This is a genomic window from Amycolatopsis sp. H20-H5, from assembly GCF_035828755.1.
Taxonomy (GTDB): domain Bacteria; phylum Actinomycetota; class Actinomycetes; order Mycobacteriales; family Pseudonocardiaceae; genus Amycolatopsis.
In genome coordinates this window covers 1-21,745 of sequence record NZ_JAYMZS010000136.1, presented here as the reverse complement: position 1 = coordinate 21,745, position 21,745 = coordinate 1, and the positions used below count along the sequence as shown (strand labels likewise).

26 protein-coding genes, 1 other RNA gene and 3 pseudogenes are annotated in these 21,745 nt (G+C 66.0%); 9 read left to right on the top strand and 21 right to left on the bottom strand.

Going from position 1 to position 21,745, the window contains the following annotated elements; translation table 11 throughout:
• Positions 1 to 417, top strand: a pseudogene (locus QMK34_RS40950) (hypothetical protein); the annotation flags it as partial.
• A 110-nt stretch (positions 418 to 527) separates the two neighbouring features.
• Here QMK34_RS40950 and QMK34_RS40945 read toward each other — a convergent pair.
• The 4 genes from QMK34_RS40945 to QMK34_RS40930 form a co-directional block, all read right to left on the bottom strand.
• On the bottom strand, positions 528 to 1,019 hold the full coding sequence (locus tag QMK34_RS40945; protein ID WP_326420197.1) for a hypothetical protein: 492 nt from the start codon (positions 1,017 to 1,019) through the stop codon (positions 528 to 530).
• A 146-nt stretch (positions 1,020 to 1,165) separates the two neighbouring features.
• Positions 1,166 to 2,182, bottom strand: coding sequence for a S8 family peptidase (locus QMK34_RS40940; RefSeq protein ID WP_326420196.1), 1,017 nt, complete (start codon positions 2,180 to 2,182; stop codon positions 1,166 to 1,168).
• 73 nt (positions 2,183 to 2,255) lie between these two features.
• Complete coding sequence (locus QMK34_RS40935; RefSeq protein ID WP_326420195.1) at positions 2,256 to 2,582, bottom strand: histone-like nucleoid-structuring protein Lsr2; 327 nt, start codon at positions 2,580 to 2,582, stop codon at positions 2,256 to 2,258.
• Positions 2,564 to 4,051 (bottom strand): hypothetical protein, encoded by a 1,488-nt coding sequence (locus tag QMK34_RS40930; RefSeq protein WP_326420194.1) that lies wholly within the window; start codon positions 4,049 to 4,051, stop codon positions 2,564 to 2,566. Before QMK34_RS40930 ends, QMK34_RS40935 begins: the two co-directional genes overlap by 19 nt.
• Positions 4,052 to 4,338: 287 nt before the next feature.
• On the opposite strand from QMK34_RS40930, the gene QMK34_RS40925 reads away from it, so the two are divergent.
• Positions 4,339 to 5,166: a hypothetical protein gene (locus QMK34_RS40925; RefSeq protein ID WP_326420193.1), complete on the top strand. Its 828-nt coding sequence runs from the start codon at positions 4,339 to 4,341 to the stop codon at positions 5,164 to 5,166.
• 14 nt (positions 5,167 to 5,180) lie between these two features.
• Here QMK34_RS40925 and QMK34_RS40920 read toward each other — a convergent pair whose 3' ends face one another.
• Together QMK34_RS40920 and QMK34_RS40915 are read right to left on the bottom strand one after the other, a co-directional pair.
• A complete protein-coding gene (locus tag QMK34_RS40920; protein WP_326420192.1) occupies positions 5,181 to 5,690 on the bottom strand; it encodes a hypothetical protein in 510 nt (169 codons plus the stop codon).
• A gap of 32 nt (positions 5,691 to 5,722) precedes the next feature.
• Positions 5,723 to 6,550: an LppM family (lipo)protein gene (locus QMK34_RS40915; protein ID WP_326420191.1), complete on the bottom strand. Its 828-nt coding sequence runs from the start codon at positions 6,548 to 6,550 to the stop codon at positions 5,723 to 5,725.
• A gap of 170 nt (positions 6,551 to 6,720) precedes the next feature.
• Here QMK34_RS40915 and QMK34_RS40910 point away from each other — a divergent pair, with 170 nt between their 5' ends.
• Both QMK34_RS40910 and ssrA read left to right on the top strand, forming a co-directional pair.
• Entirely contained in the window at positions 6,721 to 8,211 is a 1,491-nt protein-coding gene (locus QMK34_RS40910; RefSeq protein ID WP_326420190.1) for an alpha/beta hydrolase, read from the top strand.
• Positions 8,212 to 8,256: 45 nt separating this feature from the next.
• Positions 8,257 to 8,628: a transfer-messenger RNA gene (gene ssrA, locus QMK34_RS40905) on the top strand.
• 91 nt (positions 8,629 to 8,719) lie between these two features.
• Here the strand turns inward: ssrA and QMK34_RS40900 are convergent.
• The 11 genes and pseudogenes from QMK34_RS40900 to QMK34_RS40850 form a co-directional block, all read right to left on the bottom strand.
• Positions 8,720 to 9,076, bottom strand: a complete 357-nt coding sequence (locus QMK34_RS40900) for a hypothetical protein (protein WP_326420189.1) — start codon at positions 9,074 to 9,076, stop codon at positions 8,720 to 8,722.
• Positions 9,076 to 9,723: a dTMP kinase gene (gene tmk / locus QMK34_RS40895; protein ID WP_326420188.1), complete on the bottom strand. Its 648-nt coding sequence runs from the start codon at positions 9,721 to 9,723 to the stop codon at positions 9,076 to 9,078. Before tmk ends, QMK34_RS40900 begins: the two co-directional genes overlap by 1 nt.
• A complete protein-coding gene (locus tag QMK34_RS40890; RefSeq protein WP_326420187.1) occupies positions 9,701 to 10,279 on the bottom strand; it encodes a 3'-5' exonuclease in 579 nt (192 codons plus the stop codon). The genes tmk and QMK34_RS40890 overlap by 23 nt, the downstream gene beginning before the upstream one ends.
• On the bottom strand, positions 10,276 to 11,427 hold the full coding sequence (locus tag QMK34_RS40885; RefSeq protein WP_326420186.1) for a radical SAM protein: 1,152 nt from the start codon (positions 11,425 to 11,427) through the stop codon (positions 10,276 to 10,278). The genes QMK34_RS40890 and QMK34_RS40885 overlap by 4 nt, the downstream gene beginning before the upstream one ends.
• Before the next feature lie 119 nt (positions 11,428 to 11,546).
• Positions 11,547 to 12,416 carry a helix-turn-helix domain-containing protein gene (locus tag QMK34_RS40880; protein ID WP_326420185.1) on the bottom strand — a complete coding sequence of 290 codons (870 nt, stop codon included), beginning with the start codon at positions 12,414 to 12,416 and terminating at the stop codon, positions 11,547 to 11,549.
• Positions 12,391 to 12,918: a DUF6879 family protein gene (locus QMK34_RS40875; protein WP_326420198.1), complete on the bottom strand. Its 528-nt coding sequence runs from the start codon at positions 12,916 to 12,918 to the stop codon at positions 12,391 to 12,393. Before QMK34_RS40875 ends, QMK34_RS40880 begins: the two co-directional genes overlap by 26 nt.
• Positions 12,919 to 12,923: 5 nt before the next feature.
• The gene (locus QMK34_RS40870) at positions 12,924 to 13,286 is read right to left on the bottom strand and encodes a hypothetical protein (RefSeq protein WP_326420184.1); all 363 of its coding nucleotides are present in this window, start codon (positions 13,284 to 13,286) and stop codon (positions 12,924 to 12,926) included.
• Between the two features lie 473 nt (positions 13,287 to 13,759).
• Positions 13,760 to 14,203 (bottom strand): annotated as a pseudogene (locus QMK34_RS40865) (helix-turn-helix domain-containing protein); the annotation flags it as partial.
• Between the two features lie 17 nt (positions 14,204 to 14,220).
• Entirely contained in the window at positions 14,221 to 14,595 is a 375-nt protein-coding gene (locus QMK34_RS40860; RefSeq protein WP_326420183.1) for a nuclear transport factor 2 family protein, read from the bottom strand.
• A gap of 41 nt (positions 14,596 to 14,636) precedes the next feature.
• Positions 14,637 to 15,425, bottom strand: coding sequence for an SDR family oxidoreductase (locus tag QMK34_RS40855; RefSeq protein WP_326420182.1), 789 nt, complete (start codon positions 15,423 to 15,425; stop codon positions 14,637 to 14,639).
• A 76-nt stretch (positions 15,426 to 15,501) separates the two neighbouring features.
• A complete protein-coding gene (locus tag QMK34_RS40850; RefSeq protein ID WP_326420181.1) occupies positions 15,502 to 16,077 on the bottom strand; it encodes a TetR/AcrR family transcriptional regulator in 576 nt (191 codons plus the stop codon).
• Between the two features lie 38 nt (positions 16,078 to 16,115).
• Here QMK34_RS40850 and QMK34_RS40845 point away from each other — a divergent pair, with 38 nt between their 5' ends.
• The 5 genes from QMK34_RS40845 (at position 16,116) to QMK34_RS40825 (ending at position 19,477) form a co-directional block, all read left to right on the top strand.
• Positions 16,116 to 16,385, top strand: a complete 270-nt coding sequence (locus QMK34_RS40845; RefSeq protein ID WP_326420180.1) for a hypothetical protein — start codon at positions 16,116 to 16,118, stop codon at positions 16,383 to 16,385.
• A gap of 73 nt (positions 16,386 to 16,458) precedes the next feature.
• Entirely contained in the window at positions 16,459 to 17,454 is a 996-nt protein-coding gene (locus QMK34_RS40840) for a nucleoside hydrolase (RefSeq protein WP_326420179.1), read from the top strand.
• Positions 17,455 to 17,705: 251 nt separating this feature from the next.
• On the top strand, positions 17,706 to 18,206 hold the full coding sequence (locus QMK34_RS40835) for a GNAT family N-acetyltransferase (RefSeq protein WP_326420178.1): 501 nt from the start codon (positions 17,706 to 17,708) through the stop codon (positions 18,204 to 18,206).
• 174 nt (positions 18,207 to 18,380) lie between these two features.
• Positions 18,381 to 18,854: a peroxiredoxin family protein gene (locus tag QMK34_RS40830; RefSeq protein ID WP_326420177.1), complete on the top strand. Its 474-nt coding sequence runs from the start codon at positions 18,381 to 18,383 to the stop codon at positions 18,852 to 18,854.
• Positions 18,851 to 19,477 (top strand): RNA polymerase sigma factor, encoded by a 627-nt coding sequence (locus tag QMK34_RS40825; RefSeq protein WP_326420176.1) that lies wholly within the window; start codon positions 18,851 to 18,853, stop codon positions 19,475 to 19,477. The genes QMK34_RS40830 and QMK34_RS40825 overlap by 4 nt, the downstream gene beginning before the upstream one ends.
• Positions 19,478 to 19,518: 41 nt before the next feature.
• On the opposite strand, the gene QMK34_RS40820 is transcribed toward QMK34_RS40825, so the two are convergent.
• From QMK34_RS40820 to QMK34_RS40805, 4 genes and pseudogenes are all read right to left on the bottom strand, one after another.
• Positions 19,519 to 20,124: a GTP-binding protein gene (locus QMK34_RS40820; RefSeq protein WP_326420175.1), complete on the bottom strand. Its 606-nt coding sequence runs from the start codon at positions 20,122 to 20,124 to the stop codon at positions 19,519 to 19,521.
• On the bottom strand, positions 20,102 to 20,527 hold the full coding sequence (locus QMK34_RS40815; RefSeq protein WP_326420174.1) for a DUF742 domain-containing protein: 426 nt from the start codon (positions 20,525 to 20,527) through the stop codon (positions 20,102 to 20,104). The genes QMK34_RS40820 and QMK34_RS40815 overlap by 23 nt, the downstream gene beginning before the upstream one ends.
• A gap of 4 nt (positions 20,528 to 20,531) precedes the next feature.
• On the bottom strand, positions 20,532 to 20,966 hold the full coding sequence (locus QMK34_RS40810; RefSeq protein ID WP_326420173.1) for a roadblock/LC7 domain-containing protein: 435 nt from the start codon (positions 20,964 to 20,966) through the stop codon (positions 20,532 to 20,534).
• Positions 20,963 to 21,745: pseudogene (locus QMK34_RS40805) on the bottom strand (hypothetical protein); the annotation flags it as partial. The gene QMK34_RS40810 and the pseudogene QMK34_RS40805, both read right to left, overlap by 4 nt.

Sequence of the window (21,745 nt, the reverse complement as noted above, 5' to 3'; positions counted from 1 at the left end):
CTGTTCTGGATCAACCACGGCACCGTGGTGATCGCCTGCGCGCTGGCTTTGGTGCTGGGCATCTTCCGTCCCGATCTGCTCGCCAACCTGCTGCTACTCACCTTCAGCGGCACCGTGCAGCTCGCGCCCGCCAACGCGCTCGGCTTCCTCAACCGCAGGCTGGTGACCAAGGTGCCGGTGCTGTGCGGGCTCGTCGCCGGGGAAGGCGTGGTCGTCTGGCTGACCTTCGTCGAACCGGGCCTGCTCGGCCATGTCAACTCCGGGCTGGCGGGACTGGGTGTCAACCTGGTCGTGCTGGCCGTCGCGGCGTTGATCGAGCGCGCCCGCGACCGTGCACCGGCACCCGGCCGCGAAACCCGCGACGGCAGTAGAACGGAGACCGCCTCATCCCGTCCCGACGCGGCCGGAAACGCCTGATGTCCGCTCGAATGACCACACCTGGCGACCAAGCCCCTTGGCCGAAATAGGAAACAGCGGACATCGCCGACGGGCAACGCGCCCGCCGCGTCCTGAATGAGGCCTGCCCTTCACCGATTCCCCGGTGGACCACCGGGGAATCCGGTGAATCGACCGGCGAACTGCCGCCAGCTCGCCAAGGGATCGGCGGGCGGTTCGGTCCGATGTACCTGCGGTCGCGAAGGAGTCGGGCCGCCACGCCGGTTGGCAGTGGTCGGTGGCACAGTGGTCGTCGGCACAGTGGTCGGTGGCACAGCGGTCGTCGGCACAGTGGTCGTCTCGACGGCGGAATGGGTACTCATCGTCGGCCCCGAAAACGGCGGCGGCCCTGGCACGGCGGTCGTCGCGACGGGCCGCGGTTCCGCGGGTGGGGTGCCCCGGCCTTCACCGAGGTTGAGCCGCGCTATCCCGAGCAGCGCGGCCACGGCCACCACCGCGCAAGCGCTCATCGCGACGAGCGGACGGCGGCGAATCGAGGAGAACGCGGGCTGGGTTTCCGCGCTGTGGCGGCCAGTGGGAGGCCGCGCGGTGCCGACACGATCCACGAGTTCGGCGACCGACACGGTGCCGCGCCGATGGTGCCTTGGGCGGCCCGCGTTCCCCGTGCCCACTTTCGGTCAGAGCCCACCGGTTTGCAGCAGGTCCATAGTGGTCCCGGAGGGTGCTCCCGAGATGACCCCCTTGGAAGCGACCGAAAGCAGCCAGGCGGTCAGCGCTGTCTGGGAAGCGTCGCCCTTGGCGCTCTTGTAGAGCGCGGCGACCCCCGCGATGTGGGTGACGCCATCGAGGTGCCGCTGATGGTCTTCGTGCCGCCGTTGAGCCACGCCGAGGTGATGTTCACGCCCGGGGCGTACAGGCGGACGAGGGAGCCGAAGTTGGTGAACGACGCCGAGTTGTCGCCGATGTCGGAGGCCGCGACCGGGAACACCCCCTCCGCGCCTGCCGGGGAGACGTTCGCCGCGTCCTGGCTTTCGTTGCCTGCCGCCACCGCCACGAACACCCCGGACCGGGCCAGCCCGGACGCCGCGCTGTCGATCGCACTGTTCTTGGCACCACCGAAGGACATGTTGGCCACGGCGGGTTTGACGGCGTGCTGGGCGACCCAGTCCATCGCGGCGATCACGTCGGCCTGCGAGCCGGAACCGGCACAGTTCAGCGTCCTGACCCCGTTCAAGGTCACTTCGGGCGCCACGCCGTAGGTCTTGCCGCCGATCGTGCCCGCGACGTGCGTGCCGTGACCGTTGCAGTCGACACCGTCACCGCCGGTGGCGTCGTAGGCCACTTTCGCGCGGCCGCCGAACTCCGGATGACCGGCCCCGATTCCGGTGTCGATGACGTACACGTTCACCCCGGCGCCCTTGGCGGTCGTGGTGTAACGCCGGTCCAGCGGCAGCGTGGGCTGGTCGAGCCGGTCCAGGCCCCAGGACCCGACCGCGCTGATCCGCACCCCGGTGTCCCGCTGGATCGACATTATCTCGGCGCGGTCGGTCAGGCGCGGCAACTTCGCGTCGGTCAGCCGCGCGGCGAAACCGTTGAGCACGGCGTGGTAGACGTGGGTCGGCAGCAGACCGGACGCTTTGGCCACCAGCCCGGGATCCAGACCAGGGGCGACCTGCACGACGTAGTCGCGCTCGGCCGCAGAGCGGGCGTCTGCGGGGGACGAAACGGCCAGGAGCAGACACCCGGCGGCAGCCAGCCTGACGGCGATCCTCACGCTTGCCCGCATGGCATTCCTCCGGTCCGAGCCGATCTTCGGCTGAACGGGCCATACTCTCCCCGGCGGAATGTCCGCGATAGAGTTAGTCTTGGTAATCCTCAGCCGCACCCCAGCGCCGATTGTCGTAAGCGCTGACGACCGCGATCGGAAGCCTGCCCTGCCGGACGACCGAATAGCCATTCCTTCGTGCCAACACACGGATTTCCTTGCCGAGCCGATGCGGTTCTTTCCGGCCGCCGGTGCGCCGTCCCCTGTCCACATAGGGCGCGAGCGTTTCACGGAGCCGATGCGCGTTGCGCTCGGACAAGTCGACGCGGTATTCCCGCCCGTCCAGCGAAAAGCCGATCGATTCCGTCGCCGGGGAACCGTCGAGATCGTCGGTCGGGAAGGTCAGAAACCGGCGTTCCATACCTGTTCGATCCCTTTCTCCCTGGCGAGAAGCGGCCGCTGCCCGGCTCGGCCGGGTTCCGCACGAGCCCACCGGCTGGCCACGGTGTATCCGGCCAGCACCACCGCGCCCACGACCTGTGCGGGCGCGAAGAGCGTCTTGCCGACCCACAACTCGGGAGGGTCGTCGTCCGCGAGGTGCGCGCGCAGATAACCGGCGGCCGCCCGCCAGACCTTGGGCGGCACGGCCCAGCGCCGCCGCGCCAGCGCGTCGAGCGCGAGCACCGCGAACCCGGTCTCCTCGGCGGTACCCGTCTCGAACCACCCCCACGATCCGTCGGGACGCTGGGAGTCGATCATCCACATCCTCGTCGACTGGAGGCGGTCGCCCAGTGCCTGAGGCAGCGCGAAAGCCACCTGGGCGGTCGCGTAGTACGGGGAGACGTGCCCCCGGTCCGACCACCAAGCGCCGTCTTGGCGGCCGTCCATGAGGTAGCGGGCGATTTTCGCGATCTGCGGCTGATACCCGGCCGGATGACGGCCGAACGCCTCGAGGACGCGAGCGTTCACTCCGACCGCGGCGCGGCGCTCGTCCGGATAGCCGGCGAAATGCGACCGGGTCTCGAAGGCGAGCAGCCAGGGCAGCAGGTCGGCGATTTCGTGTCCGGCCGCGGAAAGAACGGTGAGAGCGGTCGCCATGACCCCGGCGTCCGGGAAGGTCCGGCTGAAGCCCGCGCACCCATGATTGTCCAAGAGGCCTCGCAACCGGCCCGGCAGCATTCCGGCGCCGGTGGAGGGCAGGTCCGCTCGGCGCAGGTAGTCGAGCACGAAAGCCAGTTCGAAGACCTCGGTCGGATAGGCGCTGGGCACCCCGCCGCCGGGGCGTAACGCGACGATCCCGCGCAGGTGACGCAAGGCCGACGGATCAGCCGTCGACGTCCAGTACGCGGCCGTGTCCGCGGGGGTGCGGCCAACCGCACCGTCCACGCCGGTGAACTTTCCCGGCGCGGCCATCTCCGGTTCCGGCCGCAGAACCGCTGGCGGCAAGGAGCCTGACCCGCCTGGCGTCGGACACCGTCGCCCGGCAGTCGGCAACCCGAGTCCCGCCCATTCCCGGTAGGGCAGCGGAAGCTCCCGTCGCTGGGCCTGGCCGATGAGTTCCCGCATGAGAGGGCCGAACGCGACGGTCTCCCCCATGGCCTGTCGCCAGCGACGAGCGTTGCGGTTCAGATACTCGCCCGCTCGCAGCACGGCCACACACCGGCCCTCCCGATCCCTGATATCGGCCTCGTCGAGCGCGACCATCGCGGCCAGCGTCGAAACGATCCGGTCGTGGGGGAAGAAGATCCGGCCGCCCCAGGAACCGTCGGGCTTCTGGTTGGCCAGCAGCCAGCGCCGGGCCGCCGGGAACACCTCCCGCCCGTCGGGGTGACGAAGGCGCGCCAGCTGAGCCGTCGTGTAGGAACAGGCGCCGAACGAACCGTCGGTCATGGTGTCCAGGAGCCTCGCCGCCACCCGCGACGATTCGTTCACGATCGCGTGCGGCAAGACAACCTCGGCGTTTCTTCGGGGGACACGGTCGAACGATCCTCGCCGTTTCCGCCGGGTGCGGCAAGATATGACTAGTTGTATCCCCTGCGGCATATCAACAATTCTCATATCGCGCATAGTGGTATCAAAAATAACCTTGGCACGCCGGAACCCGGCCCAGAAGATACGCGTCCTACGCTCCGTTGATTGTGTGCGTTTCAGCGGTATCCCCTCGAGAGGTGCGTCAAATGCGCAAAACGACGTTGGCGACGTGTGCGAGCATGCTCGTGCTGGCCACCCTGACCGGCTGCGATCCCGGCGGAGCAGCCGACGACCCGGGGCGGAGCAGCCGGACCGACGGCGCCGGGCAGCCGGGGGCGGAGGTACGGACGGTGTCCGACCTGTTCGGCCTGGTCAGCGGCGAGGTCGGGCAGCGCAACACCACGCATGTCGAGCTGCGGATGGCAGGCCCGGTGGGCACGACGACCGGCAAGGGGCAGCTGAAGTTCGACAAACCGGTCGCGATGCAGATGACGATGAGCGACCCGCGCGGCGGCGCGGACACGGAAATGGAACTGGTCGACAACATCGTTTACCTGAAGATCCCGCAGTTGCGGCAGTTCGCGAGCAAGCCATGGTTCAAGATCGACCCCAACGGCACCGATCCGCTGTCCAAGACTTTCGGCGCGATGATCAGCATGTCCGACCAGTACTCCGACCCGACCAAGCAGCTCGATCAGCTCAAGTCGGCCGGCACGCTGACCGGCGTCACCGAGGAACAGGTCAACGGCGAGCAGACCACCCACTACGCGATCACCGTGGACGTCCGGAAGATGGCCGACTCGGTGACCGACCCGACGGCCAAGCAGCTCGTACTCGCCGCGGCAGCCCAAGGGATAGACCACTATCCGGTCGACATGTGGGTCAACAGCGCCCACCTGCCGGTCAAGGAGGTCATCGACATGCCCGCGGCGGCGGGCAGGCAGACCACAACGGTAAACTACAGCGATTGGGGCGGGCCGGTGGACATCCAGGCACCCCCGGCCGATCAGATCGGCACCATCCCGACCCCATGACCGGGCTCTCGGGTTCAGCCGTCCTCGGGGGTGGCCTCCGGTTGCTCGCACTGCGCGAGCAATCGGTCCGCGGTCGCCAGCAGACCGGCGACGCGACCCCGAAGCTCACCCAAGGCCGTTGCCTCCCGGCGCGCCCGGCCGAGTATTCGCGCGGCTTCCCCGGCCGCCTCCCGGACGAGACGCTCGGACTCCGCCGTGGCGGCGTCCGTCAACTCGCCCACCAGCTGGGCGACCTCGGCCTTCCTCGCCGACAGGTGCCGCTCCAGGTCCTCTTGAAGCGCGTGCCGGCGTTGTTCGGCCGCCTTGTCCTTCTCGGCCGCCCGCGCGTCGAGGTCCACGGCTTCCTCGTTCGCGAGTTCCACCAGGAGCATCATGCGTTCGGACAGGCCGTCCGCCTGGAGGGGACTGCGGCAGATCCGGCAGATCCGTTCGCGCAGGACCTGGTTCTCGGCGAGCAGCCGGGTGACCTGCTCGGCGATTCGATGGTCTTCCGGAACAGTCGTAGCGGGCTTTTTCGCTTCCACGTAAAGCAATCGTCGTGCCGACACTCCGACCATCACGCCTCCGAGGCAGCGGAACTCCCAGTGCTCTTTCCTTTTTTCTGCCACCGGCCACGTGTCACGGAACCCTTGAGCGGGTGACGGGCACGAAGCACGAGCAGCAGCAGGCCGAGGGCCCCGAGCAGCAGAACGGCGCCGCCCAGCACGAGTGCGACGACCGTGCTGGTTCCTCCGCCTGTTCTCTGTCCTGAGTGGACACCAGCAGGTGACGCGGGTCGCGCCATACCGGTGGCGTGGAGCGAAAGCGGAGTGCCGAGCTTCGGCTCCCAGGTCACCGTCCTCCCGTCGACCCGCCCGTCCGCCTCGACCACCTTGCCAGGGAAAGTGAGCGCGAACCCGATTTCGACCGACGTGGAGACTCCCGGCCCGGCGGGCGGCCGCCCGTTCCCCGGCGTCGTTTCCCGTGCCGAGAACACGTACTTGTCCCCCGCCAGCTCGAGACTGAACCTCGCTTCCGGGAGGTTGCGGTCCCGGTCACCCTGGAGCACCCGCCCGAAGTCAGTCGCGGCGACGCCGGAAAAGTCGAGTTCGGCACCTTCGAAGCGGTCCGCAGAGTATCGCCGCACCTCGGCGTGCCCCTGTTTGACAGACCGTGCGTTGCCGGTGAGGTAGCCGATCAGGTCACCGACGGGGTCGTGGCCGGGACTGGTGTGCGCCAGGAAGCCGACCAGCTCGGGCCCCCAGCCGTAGACCAGTTTCCCGGACACCGCCCCGGAGTCGCCGATAACCGCTTCGAACCGGTAGCGAAGACAGCCACTGAGCGAGAGGGCGAGCAGCCCGGCGGCAAGCAGCCCCGAAACAGCCCTCCGCCATGATCGGCTCATCAGACCATGATGAATCATCCGGCACCGCCCGGCGATCACTTGTGCCTGGTATTTTTTCTCTCCTTATCCAGAACCACCGCACGTCCTCGCGGCCGACTGGCGATTCCGGGCCACGGATGTTTTGCTCACCCTGCGCGACCCACATTTCCGCCGAACGAGGGTGACAGCCGATGAGAAAACCACTCACCACGGGAATCGTCGTCGCGACCCTCGTCGCCGCGCTCGCGGGCACAGCCGCCTACGCCGGGACTCCCGGCGTCGACTGGCAGCCCTGCCCCGGAGTCGCCGGAGTGGACTGCGGGTCGGTGACCGTGCCGATCGACTGGTCAAATCCCGGACAGGGCACGATCCACGTCGCACTGGCCCGCCGCAAGGCCACCGATCCCGCCGCCAGGATCGGCTCGATCCTGATGGATCCCGGCGGCCCCGGCGGTTCCGGGACGAAAGCGGTCAAGGCGGGCTGGACGCTCTCCCCCGAGGTGACCCGCAGGTTCGACACCGTCGGTTTCGACCCCCGCGGCGTCGGCGACAGTAATCCCGTCCAGTGCGGCAAGGCCGAGTCGGACGCCCAGTACCCGGAGCTGCCCCGCAACACGGAGGACTTCCGTCGGCTCACCGAGCACAACCGGCTTCTCGGTGAAAGCTGTGCCAGGCTCACGGGCCCGCTGGCCGGGTTCGTCGACACCAAGAGCGTCGTGCGTGACATGGACGCCATCCGGGCCGCGCTCGGCGAGCGGCGGCTGACCTACTACGGCGTCTCGTACGGGACGCTGATGGGCCAGCAGTACGCGGAAACCTTCCCCGGCCACGTGCGGGCCATGGCGTTGGACAGCAACATGGACCATTCGGTGGCGAACACCGCGGAGTTCCTCCGCAGCCAGAGCGAAGCCGTGCAGGAGACCTTCGACCAGTTCGTGGCTTGGTGCGACCGGACACCGTCCTGCGCCCTGCACGGACAGGACGTCCGGGCCGTCCTCGCCGAGGTGTACGCCCGCGCGGACCGCGGCGAGCTGACGGACCCTTCCTCTCACCGGAACATCACCCCGCTGGAGCTGCTGCACAAGATCACCCGGGACTTCTACGGTCCCGCCTGGACAAACGTCGCCAACGGGCTCGCCTCGCTGCGAGACCCGGCCGCGGCGCGCGCGGCGTCCGCCCCGGCTGAAGACACCGTGCCCAGCGCGTTCCTCAGCGTGTTCTGCGCCGACTGGCGCGTACCCGTGCACAGCTTCGCCGAGCTGGACGGATACCGGCGCGCACAGCAGTCCGTCGCGCCGGACATGAAACTCTCGCAGCTGGCGTGGAGCGCGGTGACCGGCTGCGCCGGATGGCCGGGCGAACTCCGCGACCCACCACACCGACTATCTATCCACAATGGACCGCCGCTGCTGATGCTGGGTGGCCGATACGACCCGGCCACCCCGTACGCGTGGTCGGAAGCCGCGGCCGCGCAGAGCGGCGCCGTCCTGCTCACCTACGACGGATCCGGCCACGAGGCCTACTTCAAGCACAGCGACTGCGTAGTCAAGGCCACCGACGACTACCTGATCACCGGCCGGACACCGCCACGCGGCACGCACTGCGCAGCGGTCGAACCGACCCTCGCACAAGTGACGGCGGGACCGGGGATTCCCCACACCAGGACACTTGGTACCCGTTGACGGCGACCGCACACCGCTGAATCCTGGGATGATCACCAATCAAACGGGGGTGAACGGTTTCGACTTCGCGAGTGGATTCGGGAGAAGCGTGCCGGTGCAGGCGAGAGACCACCGTAAGCGTCATCGCACAACACAGTTGGCAATTTCAACCCAACCGACTACGAACTGGCCGCAGCCTAGGCCACTCGAAGTCTGTCGTCCCGGGAGTGCCTCCGGCCCGGTCTTCGGCATCATCAAGGAGGCTCACCTCGCGATTCCGGTCACGGGAAACCCGGGGAAAGCAAACAGTGACTGGGCCCGTCACGGCGAACTTGTCAGCATGATCGCCGGGGCCGAGCAGAGACCACGCTGACTGCGCACGGAGAAGTCCCGTCGAAACAGCGAAGGACCCGGGTTCGATTCCCGGCACCTCCACCATCGCAGGCCTTACAACTCCACACGATCAGGCCCGCATACAGCAGGACTAGGGGGAGAATCATGAAGAGGAAGAGTTGCGCTATCGGACTCATCACGGTGTCCAGAGCAGGCTTGAGCGCTTGACGAGATGTGGCGCTGCTGGCTGACCCGGTTCCGGCAAGCCAAGCAACTCGTAGACGACCTCTTGAAGGTCGGAACCTTCCTTAGACCACACGCAGCCGCCGCCGTAAGCGTCATCGAGCACGCGGGCTGCGCTCACGTTGGTGCGGTCGAAGATGAACAGCGCATCCGTGTACTGATCGCGGCTGTAGCTTCCGGCGATGCCTTCCAGCTCGCCATCGTCGTCTTGGATCGGGCGGAAGACCCATCCTGCCTCTCGAACAGTGACGAGCTGCCGAAGCTCCGGGTAGCGGCGAAGGGCATCCGCGTTGTTGATCGGCTGGTTCATCAGCTCGCCGCTCCGCTCAAGGCGAGCAAGGCCGCCAGTTCGCTACGGATGACCGCCGCGGACTGCTCGGGCGGACGGCTTGAGCAATCCACCGTGAGCACGGTGAAGCCAGCTTCTTCCAGCGTTTCGCTTGCCTGCTGGTAAAAGGTGGCCTCGGTGTGACTACTTCCGGGCGTACGTTGGAAGCGGTTGTGCGGCCCGCGCGCTTCCAAGCGCGTGGCGATCACGTCTGGGTCGGCTTCGAGAATGACGGCGAGGTCGGGCCGTTCAGCTTCCTCGTTGAGCTGCCACAGGAACACGGGATCGACATCATCGAAGCGCTGGACGACTAGGCCTGACGCCACGTACCGGTCAGAGATCACGACGTGCCCCGTCCTCAGAAGCGGCTTGATCTCCGTTTCAACGTGGTGGTATCGGTCGGCCGTGTACAGACAAGCCAGCGCGTGCCCGGTGACTGTCGGGGTCAGCTCGGACGCCACCTTCCCGATGGGGCCGCCTGACGGCTCTGCGGTGACGTGTACGTGCTGGCCTTCGGCAAGAAGCATCTGAGCGAGGTGTCGAACGATCGTGGTCTTCCCCGCACCGCCTGGTCCGTCAACGCTGACGAACAAGCCCCGTCCGGTGCTAAAAGAGCGCTTGTTCGTCATCGCGACCACCCCCTGTCTGCTGATCCCTGAGTTCTTCGAGGCTCCGCCCGCCTGCGAGATGAACGAACAGCCGCGCTGTCACGATGGCGTCGTACTTAGCGCGGTGGGGTTGGTCCTCGCCTTCGAGGCCGTGAGCCAGCTCGAACTCTTCGACGAGCGAACCGAGCTTGAAAGACTTCCGACCAGGCAGCAGGCGCCGGGCGAGCTTGAGCGTGTCGAAGACCTCGGGACACTCCCAGTCCCCGAGCTTGCGCTGAAGCACGCCGACATCGACGTGCGCGTTGTGAGCGATGAGCGCCGGGGCGTCCAGGGCCTTCAGCAAGTCCGCTTCGAGGTAGGCGAACACCGGAGCATCAGCCACCTGCTGGTTGGTTATCCCGTGAATCCTACGAGCGAAGTGCGTGATCGGCAGGTCCGGCTTGACCAGCCAGCCCTTCGGCTCCCCCATAGTCCCGCCGACAATCGGCACTGCGGCCAGCTCCACCAGGTCGGGCGGCTGCTGGCCGTTGCCCTCGACGTCCACGACGACGTAGTTCAACGAGGTCCAATGGGTCATGATGGTGTTCCCTTCCAACCGATGTCCGCGCGTCCATGCCGGTTCGCGTGGTGCGGGTGGCGCTGGTCGTGCACCTGGAAGCCGAGCGCGTGCTGAAGGAAGTACCGGGGCTGTTCCACCTGCAGGCCGCTCACGATGGCGGCCCGCTCACTGATGTCTACGACCTGAAGCCTGTCGGCCTCGGGCAACACGCGGGCAACCTGGTGTACGTCTTCGGCAGTTGGCACGCGGTGCGCGTTAGCGCAGATTTCGAGCTGACTGAGCCGGCAGATGTCGCAGAGTTCCCGGATGCCGTAGTGGCCGTTGTAGTCGGGCAGGTTGTGCGCGTAGGAGACAGCGCACGAAGTCTTGCGGAACAAGGCTGTTGAGTTCGAGAAGGTATCAAGGACACGGGCTTCAAGCGTCTCGGGCACGATCTTCCGACGCGCGGTGTCCTCATAAGGCTCGGGGATGCCGTTGGCCTTGTAGTAGTCGGCAATTTCGCCCCGATAGAACAAGCCGGTAAAGACCGTCGCGTCGGCGTGCTTGCTCAACTCGAACGCGGCGGCCAAATGCTCGTCGGTGTCGTTCAGACCGGGGACGAGCGGGCGCCAGTAGAGGACTGTCCGGTACTTCCTGCGGAACGGCGCACTCATGAGCTTCAGCGAATCGGCGGCCACGTGCGACGGGTACGGCTCGATCTTCTGGTTGTCGATGCCGGAGTACGTGAACAGCAGCGTCAACTTGAGGTGCCGGAGCTGGTTCAGCCGGTCGATGTCGTACGGCTTGAGCTGGTGCCGAGTGATGACCAGCACGTGGTTGGTCAACTCACGCTCGTCCAGGTCTTCGAGCACGGCGAAGGTGTGCGGCCGGACTTTCGGCAAGAACGGCTCGGTCGCCCGGTTGAAGAGCTGTACGGGCGTGACGTCCGGCTGGAAGTAGCGGTGGTTCACCAGCTCTTCGACGGCCTGGGCATCGGACATGAGAGCAACCGGCTGGTTTTCGTCCCAGAGGCCGTAGGTGTGCCGGATGCAGTAGGCACACCCCAGTGAACACCCCTGAATATGGTTCAGACTCAGGCCGCTCTTGCGGTACTCCACCACCTCGCGGGCGCGCTCGGGCAACTGGGCGATCCGGTCCTTACTGAGCAGGGGTACAGGGGTAATCACGTGCCGTTCTCCAAGGTCAGAGGGCTTGACGCTTATGGAGGGTAAGCACGTGGCTACGGTATCGCCATAAATTTGCTCGGTTTTTCTCGAAAGGATTTATCTGATGCAACCTGGGGAAATTAGGAGCCAGAATCCTCGGTCTCGCCAGCCAGTTCGTGCATGATGCGGCTGATAATCGCCCGCGCCTCGCTGCCGTAGCTGGCGACGGCAGCCAAGTGCTCGAAGATGCCCGTGTACAGCTCGATCTCTTGCGGCTGGCGAAGGTTGATCTCAGCCGAGTACGACTCGAACTGAACACGGTGGTCGTCGTAGACCCAGAAGCCATGCCGGGGATCGGTGACGTACTGGGTCTTGAAGTCGATGATCCCGAGCTTCACGTTGCGCATGGAGGTCATCGCCATGAGCCGATCAAGCTGGCCGATCATGATGTCCGGCGAGACCAGGCGGTAGCGGAGCGCGGCCTCAGTGATGACGAAGTGAAAGCGCTTGTCCGGGCGGTACAGCATCTCCTGACGCTGCATCCGCACCTTCACGGCCTCGTTGATGTCGTTGGGCACCCTGTGGACCATGACGACCTGCGCGAAGCGGGCGCGGGCATACTCGGGAGTCTGCGTGAGCCCAGGGATGACCGTGTTCTCGAATCCGCGGTAGAACTTGGTCCGCTCGTCAAGCTGCGACAGCGTGAGCTGATGGGACTTCATGCCTGCCTTGAGCACTCGCTGCCACTCGGCGTGCTGAAGCTCAAGGTTATGAAGTGCGGCGAGAAGACTTGCCGTCTGATCCTCTGAGCTGGTGGCTCTCGTCCAGTCTTTGATGTCGTCGTCAGTCGGCGACTGCTTGCCGTTCTCGATCTTCGAGATTTTGGAGCCTACCCATGACAAAGACTCCGCGAGCTCTTTACCGGATAGCTTGGCGGCTACCCGAAGCTCGCGAAGTCGTTTGCCCAGCGCATTGCGCGCTTCGTCAACGCCTGTCGTCACGCTGCTCATACTTGGCGACAAACTCATCCCGGTCGATGGCGTGGTGCAGAGCGGCATCGCGCCAGTAGGTGTGCTGAACGATGTCGGCAGGGTCCTCGATGACCTCCCCGCCGATGAACTGGTCGTCGTCGGCGAAGCGCATCTTGAGCAGCTTGCGTGAGTCGAACAGCCAGTAGTCGTACTTCGGCAGATCGGCCGCCTGCTCGCGGGTGATGTAGCGGATGTCGTCGCCCGCTTCGCGCGTGTACGCCGCGACCCACATGGCGAATCGGGTGTAGTCGTTGAGCGGAAAGCTCACCACCCTCACGCGCGAGAACCGGCGCCCCTCGGCCGTGGCCTGGCGAACCATGTTCGACCAGCCCTCGTGATACGAGATGTCTGGCTCTCCCGCGAGGAACTTGCCGAGCGGCTCGGCCTCACGGGGGATGTTGTACTGGTCGCGCATCTCCAGCCGGTAGGCCGTGTGCTCGAAGGTCTCGAAGAGCTTGGCGAACTCCGGGCCTGGCTCGATGAGAGTCAGTTGTCCGTTCCCTTCTCCTGCGCGTAGCGGCGAGCGTAGAACTTGAGGACTTCTTCGGGTATCTCGATCAGAGTCTCATGGTCGGGCACCGGGCCGACGTCGGCCAGCACCTGGGGGTCAGTCACCTTCCAGCCCTGGGCGATGTAGGTGACCCGGTCAGTCCGGTCCGTGGCGAACAGCGTAGGCGATGCACCCTCGGTGGACTCGGGGTCTTTGCCAAGAAAACTTGCGCGCACGGTAGCTCCTTGCTCGAAGTTTGAGAAAACCGCCCGACCATCGTCGCGCACGAGTGGCGTGGTCGTCAACGGCAGATCCGCGCTGCGGGATGGTGGCGCACTGACACGCGCGGTCGCACCCATGACCTCGCAACCCGAGGAGCCATCTGCTGCTGCCGCGTATCGAACGTGGAAGATTGCAGAATAGAGTACAATTATTTTGTGAATACCGAGCTGCCATCACCGCCTCCTGTGATTAAACCTCTCTTGCTTGAGGCGCTCGGTAAACCGATTCTTGCCTACAAACTTGGGACTACGGAGAACGAAGTTGACCAATGACTCATTGGTCCTGAAGATGAGTTTGGAACGCTACAGCAAACGCAAGCTCTGATCCAGTTGCATATCGTTCTCCATGGTTCGCAAGGCGACGGTAATCCCAGCGTGCGACGCCTCAACTTGTCGCATATTCCGGGAATATATCAGGAACCGTAGCTAATTGTTATGGATGCGAGGTTACGTGACGCCTACGTCCGTCTCACGCCGTGCTTCCGTAGCTTCTTCTTGATCGTGCTGGTATGAACGCCATCCCTGAGGATCGGCAAGCAGGTCGAGAGCTGCCCGCGACCGTGGACGCGCCAGCCGCCCGCCATCGGGGATGCGACCGACCTTCTTCACGTCGATGTGCACCATGTGCCCAGGCCTGCGGGCGGTGATTCTGCGTGGCTCGCGGTTGGTGTCCCCGTTGGGGTCGATGAACCGGCGACGATTCAGATTGAGGGCGGCAAGGTGTCAGGCCACAGTCCGGCGGCTGATGGACGTCCCGTGCTCTTGGAACTCGTGCGCGATCCGCGCTACCACCGCACCGCTGGTGGCACTGGGTCGACTTGCCGGTGCCGAGGATCGCTCCAGGAGCCCGATTTCGCCGTGCGGGCAGTAGCGGTTGACCCACTTGCTGCGCACGATCGAGAGATCCCCATCTTGGCGGCGACTTGGGCGATGGAGCGGGTGTGGCAGCGTTGGATCAACCGGAGCCGACCTTCGACAGACAGCGGCGCGTTGATGGTGCACCACGGCGAACTCAGTTGACGCCCATGAACATGTAGACAGTCTCCACGCGCCCGTCGGAGCCTCGGAAGACCAGGTCCACGCCGCGACCGACGGCCTCACCAGAGGGGCCCAGCATTGACCAGCGCAGCAGCAGTGCGTCGTCGGCTTTGACCTGCTGGTCGTAGGTGAATCGCAGTCCCTTGTCAGCGATGAGGTCGTCGTGCACGCGTGCGATGTGCGCGGCGATGTCCTTGGTGCCTTGGACGGTGATGCCGAGCGAGGAGACGACCAGGCGGCCGTCCGCTGCCCAGATTCGGTTGACGCTGGCGCGGCGCAGCTCGGGGTCGGGCTCGGTCCAGGTCCGCAGGTATCGGTCCTGGAAGTCGGTGATGGGGTCGGTGCTCATGGTGACTCGCCTTCTGACTGGAGGGCCGGTTGGTGTTGGATTCAGATGGTCTTGATGGTTCCGCCGTCGATGACGACGTCGGCTCCCACGACGCTGAGTGCTGCCGGGGAAGCCAGGAACTTGATCAGGGCGGCGACTTCGGCTGGTTCGGCGATGCGGCCCGAATCGATGCCGAACGTTTCGGGCATCCCCGAGAGGAAGTCGGTGTGGGTCGCGCCGAAGCTTGCGGCGACTTTGGCACCAAACCCGTCGGGGTCACGCCACAGCCCTGTGCCGACAGGACCAGGTGAGACGGTGTTGACCCGCACTCCTTGCGGTCCGAACTCTTCGCTCAGCCGCTTGCCGAACGCCACCAGCGCAGCCTTGGCTTCGCTGTAGCCAACGGGGCCGGTTGCCGGCACGCGGGCATTGATCGACGCGACATTGACGATCGCTCCGCGTCGGTCGATGAGGCTCGGCAAGGCCGCACGCGATGCCCACACAGCGCTGAAGAGATTCAGCTCGAACAGGTCTCGCCACTGGGTGTCCTCGGCGTCGAGGAACCCACCCAGCTTCAGCCGGTCGACGTCGCCCGCACCGACGTTGTTGACCAGAATGTCCACGCCGCCGGTCTCTGCGACCGCGGTGTCGATGACGCTGCGTGCTCCCTCAGGGGTGGCCAGGTCTGCCGACACCGCGGCCACGCTCGCGGCCAGCAACCCAGGTGTGATCGTGCGGGCCGCGCCGACGACTCGCACGCCTTCTCGTGCCAGAGCCTCAGCGACGGCTAAGCCGATTCCGCGACTCGCGCCGGTCACAACCGCGGTCTTCCCGGTGAGTTGGAGGTCCATCCCGATCAACCTTTCTTGAACTGTAGGTCTAAAACTCGGGCATAGAAAGGGACAGCGCTGTCGGGCGGATTAAGAGCTAGAGGGCAGCGAGGGCTGTGTCGATGATCCGGTAGAGCGCTGGCGCCTCGTGGGTCATGGCCATCACGCGCAGCCCCGCCAGCGTGTTCGCCAGATGCTCCGCGAAAGCACGTGAGTCGAGATCGCGCGGCACGTCACCCTCCCGCTGTCCGCGCTCGACCCGAGCCGCGAACCAGCCCGTGGACTCGTCTTGCATCCGACGGAGCTTCTTCGCGACGCCGGGATCCTGGCCAGCCAACTCGACCGCCGTATTGCCGATCAGGCAACCCCGTCGCCGCGGCTGGGCAAGATCAGAGTCGACCACCGAACGCAACGCGTAACCGAGGCATTCGCGGGTTGACCCAGGGTGCTCAAGCAGCCCCTCGGCCAACTTGTTGATCTGCTGGTGGTACAGATCGAGGCACCGCTCGAACAACGCACGCTTGCTGCGGAACGCGTTGTACAGACTGCCCTTCGCCACCCCCGTCGCCTCGGCCAGCTGAGCTGGCGACGTGTCGGCGTAGCCGTTCGTCCAAAACGCCTCCATCGCCCGGGACAACACGACGTTGTCGTCGAAGCTTCTCGGCCTTCCCATCCGACGACCATACCCAGTTCTTGACCCGCGAGTCAAGAATGTCCGTCTACAACGGCTTCCGTTCGGGCCTGCTCGATACGAGCTTGGACGACGGGATCATCGGTGCCGTAGCTGTTTGCGGCTTCACAGATGTGCTGCTGATGCCGTACTGCTCGGCAAGCACACTCGACCGGATTCTGTCGGATAAGGAGCATAGTGCTGTTGACAATGGGATACGAAATATTTGTTGCCAACAGTTCCCCATGCGAGCTGTAATGCTGCGAGATGTCCAGGTCGATCACGATCATCTACTGGCGCGGGAACTCTGACGAGAGTGATGCCGCTGCGATGACGCGTTCACCGTCATCGCAGCGGAGTAGCTCCACGAGGCACCGGCGTTCGTTGCTGAGCATTTCGGCGACACTGAGCGGGATTGTCGTCGCGCTCGGCGTCGTGGTCGGTGTCGCTGCCGTCAAGCCGAATTCAGCCGCGCCCGCCACCACGCGGCCCTTGCCTCACGCCGTTGGCGAGAAGGTGATATTCGATACCGATTTCGGCCAGCTCAATGATGATTCGCAGGCGCTCTACCTGCTCTTGCAGAGCGGGGCGGATGTCGTGGGCGTCACCACCGTCACCGGCAACACCTGGGCCGCGGAGGGCGCGGCATACGCGCTGAAACAACTCGAACTCGTGCACCGGAACGAGGTACCGGTCTATGAAGGCGCCTCCAACCCGCTGCTGGGCAGCAGGCAGAGCAGGCTCGCCGCCGAAGGCGCTCAGTTCGGGAAAGTCTCTTATACCGGCGCGTGGAAACGCGACCGGCCTGCCGATTATCGTCATCTCGCCACCACACCTTATCTGGGATATGCCAGGACGACGAAGGTGGCCGGCTCAGCGGCGGGATTCATCGCCGACCAGGTCAAGCGGAACCCTCATCAAATCACGCTGTTCGTACTCGGCCCCGCCACCAACGTCGCGCTCGCGGTCACGGAGCACCCGGAGATCGTGGCGCTGGTCAAGCAGGTGATCTACATGGGAGGCGCGTACGACGTGCCGGGCAACCAGGGACCGGCGGCCGAGTTCAATGTCTGGTTTGATCCCGAGGCAGGCCGGATCGCGGTGAACTCCCCGTTTGCTGAACAGATCATCGTTCCCTTGGACGTCTACGATGCCCTCGCCGCTGGGGTATTCCTCGAACCCGCCCTGATCCAGGCTTCCAGCACACGCAAGGTCCAGGTGGACACCACTTACAGGTTCGACTACGGGCACACTCTCGGTTACCTCCCGAGCCGCGCCCCGGTGGGAACCAGCCCAGCGCGAATCGTGCAGCGTATCGACGTAGCCGCCTTCTTCTCCCTGTGTATCCGAAATATGACAGGTCCGGTCCGCGGCCGATAATCCACTAAAACGAGGTGGGTGCGAGGGTCAACGCTCTCGCACCCACCTCTACCAATAAACGCCTGTCCGCACGGGGACGGCTGCGTTCAGCAAACAGGATTGGACCCAAGGCGACAATGGCCGGAAAACATAGGCCTATCGAAACCACCTGGTACAGCAGCGGTCGTCGGCGCCGATGACAGTTTGATGCTTAACTGAGGTGAAGCCGCCGAGACGAGGCCAAGAGGGGCTACGGAAAGGACGGGTGCCTGATGGGTGACTTCGAAGTCAGGGCCGCTCGGAAGGAAGAGCTCACGGCAATCGGCGCCGTGACACTCGAGGCATACGCGGCAGACGGGTACACGCGCCCCACCTATGGGGACGACCTTTTCGACCGGCTCAGCGATGCCGCCCGCAGGTGGGAGCGCGCCGAACTGATCGTTGCCGTGGATACGTCCGGCGCGGTGCTGGGTTCGGTCACCGTCGCCCGGCCGGGCACTGAGTTCGCGGAGATCGCCCGCGACGGCGAGCTCGAATTCCGCATGTTGTCAGTCGCACCGGCAGCCCGGGGGCGCGGGGTCGGCGCCGCGTTGACGTCGGCCGTACTGGAACGCGCCGCCGAACTCGGTGCCCAGCGCGTGGTGATGTCAAGCCACGACCGCATGAAGACGGCGCACCGGCTATACGAACGTCTCGGCTTCACCCGGCTCCCCGACCGCGACTGGCAACCTGAGCCCGGCATACACCTCCTCGTCTACTCCTTCAACCGCTGATTCCAGCCTGGAAACGACAATAAAGGCCGCTGTTGTCGAGGCGTCGTTCGAGTGGGTGGAATCCTTTTCGCCGATCCGGGCTCTTATGTGCACGTCGATACCGTTGGCCGGGAGCGAAGCGACACTTGCCGGGGCTCGCGGGGTCGAGATGCCTGACACGCTAGGGAGACCGCTGTGCTGAAGATCGGTTCCACCGTCCCTGACCTCGAGCTACAGGACACTGACGGCCGGGCGGTGAAGCTCGCCGACTTTCACGGAAGCGAGCACGTGTTGCTCTACTTCATGCGGTCGACGACCTGCCCGGTCTGTAACGGCCATGTCAAGGATCTCGTCAGCCGCAAGGACGAACTGGCCGCGCGCAAGGTCCGTGTGCTGGTCGCGGTGCCCGGGGACCGTGCTGCTGCGGCAGCGTGGAAAGCCAAGCGTGAGCTGCCATACCTGGTGGTCACCGGGCGTAGCGGTACGCCGCACGAAGTGGTTGGTTTGACCAGGAAAGTGTTCGGCGCGATGCAGCAGTCAGGCAGCGTGCTGATCGACAGTCACGGCACGGTACGACACGCGCACTCCGCAACGATGCCCGTGGCCAGCTACGACAAGAAAGGGATCGCGGAGGCGATCCGCTCCCTCGATACCGGACACACAACGTGAAGCAGACAGAAGGCACGGCAGCGGCAACGGGTGGGACCGCCAGTCGTGGCCGGGCGTGGCCCGCCGACCGCGTCATCAGCGCCGCCCGGGAGGGCGATGCGAGGGCGATCGCGGCGCTCGTCGTGGGCTCATACCCGCACGTGCAGCGCTTCGCGCGGAGCCTGTGCTCGACGCCGCAGGACGCCGAGGACGCTGCCCAGGAGGCGGTCATCGTCCTGTTCCGGCAGATCGGGACGCTGCGCGCGACCGCCGCGTTGAGTTCGTGGCTGTTCCGCATCGTGCGCCACGAGTGTCTGCGCCGGGCGCGGTTGGCACTGCGTCCCGCGCCCGCGGCCGAGGGTGCCGAACCGTCGGCCGAGTCGGTGCTGCTTGAGCGTCTGGAAACCGAGCGGGTCGTCGACGCGATCGCCGCGCTACCGCTCGAACAGCGTGCGGTACTGGTATTGCGCGACGTTCAGGGCTACTCGGGCGCCGCGACCGCCGAAGCTCTCGGTCTCTCACGGGCGGCGATGAAATCGCGACTGCACCGCGCTCGCCGCAGCATCCGGGAGCACCTACTGGCGTCGGGCTCGACGCTCCCCGTGGAACCGCACCCACCCGGCTCTGAGGAGCACCACGACTAACGGCTCATCAACCGCAATTTGTTCCCATGGGGCAAGGGAAATCAGGACTCCACCGCGGTCGCCTGGTCCGACAGGTAGATCGAACAACCGAGTACGGCCAGTAGCGCGTCCCGCACGGACGCCCGGCTGCGGGCGTCCAGTTTGATCAGCGGGATGTACTCCGGGACGGCCAGCGCCCACCGGACATCGGCGAGATCGTGCACGAGCACGTCGTCGAAGAGGTTCACCGCGACGACGAACGGCAGCCCGATCGCCTCGAAGTAGTCGATCGCCGGGAAGGCTTCGGAGAGGCGACGGGTGTCGACGATGACCAGCGCCCCGATGGCGCCGCGGCTCAGGTCCGGCCACATGAAGCCGAACCGGTCCTGCCCCGGCGTCCCGAACAGGTACAGCCTGAGGCCGTCGTCGATGGTGATCCGGCCCATGTCGAGCGCGACCGTGGTGGTGGTCTTGTCCGGCACCTCCGCCGCCCTGTCGACGGCGGCGGCCACTGAGGTCATCATCGCCTCGGTGGTCAGCGGCGGTATCTCGGAGATCGCGCCGACCGCGGTGGTCTTGCCGACACCGAACCCCCCGGCGATGACGATCTTGACGGCGGTCGGGAGCGACGCGCCCGGCTCAAGCTCAGGAGATGGCTCTGAGTCCACGGAGCACCCTTCTCAATATCTCCGGATCACGGGCGATCTCCTCGTGGGGACGCAACACGACGAGATACCCCTGATCCACCACGTCACCGATCAGCACCCTGGCGACGCCGAGGTGCAACCCGAGGCTGCCCGCCACCTCCGCCACCGACATGGCGGCGGCACACAGTTCCACGATGTCCCGCCGTTCGAAGGTGAGTTCGGCGCAGGCGGCGCGACCGCGGCTGGAAGTGACGACCTGTGCCTCGATCTCGACGGTGTCGTCCTCGGGCCGGACCCGGCCGGCGGTGAGCAAATACGGCCGCGGCGAATGCGGATCCACCGCTCTCGGCGGTGGCTCCAGCCGATCACGCAGAGCGTGTCGCGGCGGATGGGCATCCTGCCCGCCAGCGGGTTCGAAAGACATTTCCTCAGGTCCCCACCGTGTTCTTCAATTCCTCGATGAGGCCGGGGGTCAGCGCGGTGCCCGCCCGGTTGGTGAACTGCGCCATCTCGAACGCGACATTTCCCAGATCCGCCGACTTGCGCGCCAGCACACCGAGCGCGGATCCCGAGCTGATCACGCTGAACAGCATGAAACCGCGTTCCAGATCGATGATCACCTTGCTGGGCCCGCCGAGGTCGTAGCACCTCGTGGCGCCGTTCGCGAGACTCATGATGGCCGAGGTGATCGCGGCCAGGCGATCGGCGTTGGCCGAATCCAGCTTCGCCGACATCGCGATCAGGAGCCCGTCCGCGGACACCGCGATCGCCTGGTCGACCCCCGGGGTCTCCGAGACGAACCGGTTGAGCAACCAGTTGAAGCTTTCCGCCGCGTGGCTGCGGCGGCCGGCGGTAGCGGTCATGGCACGTTCCCTTCTGGGTGGCCGGATTCCTCGTCCGGCGCGGCTTGGTCGTGCCGCGACGCGCCCAGCGGTTGGCTGAGCCCCTGGTCGAACCCGCCGAACAGCGCGTTGAGGGAGTCACGTTCGGCGCCGGGATCCAGCTGCCGGCAAGCGATCGGCGTCGCGGCTTCCCCGGACGGCACCGCGGCGGCGAGCGCCTGGTCGAGGCTGGCACCGGGAACCCGGCGGACCAGCGTCGGTTTGCGCTCGGCGGCGGGCGTTTCTTCCTCGGTGCCTTCCAGCACCGACGTCACGGAGACGGTACGGACGCCGTTCCCGCCAGCGGCGGCGGCGAACCCGTTGGCCAGGGCACGTTCGGCGGGCGGATCGGCTGGCCACCGCGGTTCGGCCGGGCCTGGCGTGGGGAGCAGGTCCGCGGACAACGGCTGGGGCACCCGGCGAGCCAGCCCACCCCGCCGGTCGGATTCGGTCACCGGCTCCGGCTCGGTGGCGGCCTCAGGTTCCGCCAGCACTTCGACGGCCAGCACTTCGACGGCCAGCACTTCGACGGCCAGTTCTTCGACGACCGGGGCTTCGAGGATCGGCTCCGTGACGTCCTCCCTGGTGCCCGGCTCGCCGGAGAACCAGGTGAAGATGCCGTGGGGGTCGCGGATCGGCCGCTCGTCCTCCGTGTCTGCCGAAGGCAGGTCACGACCGGCCCGGGGCAGCACCGCCAGGCCGCCGGTGGGCTGGGCCGGGGTGTGCGCGGCGGAGAACAGCCGTTCGGGAATGTCGATCAC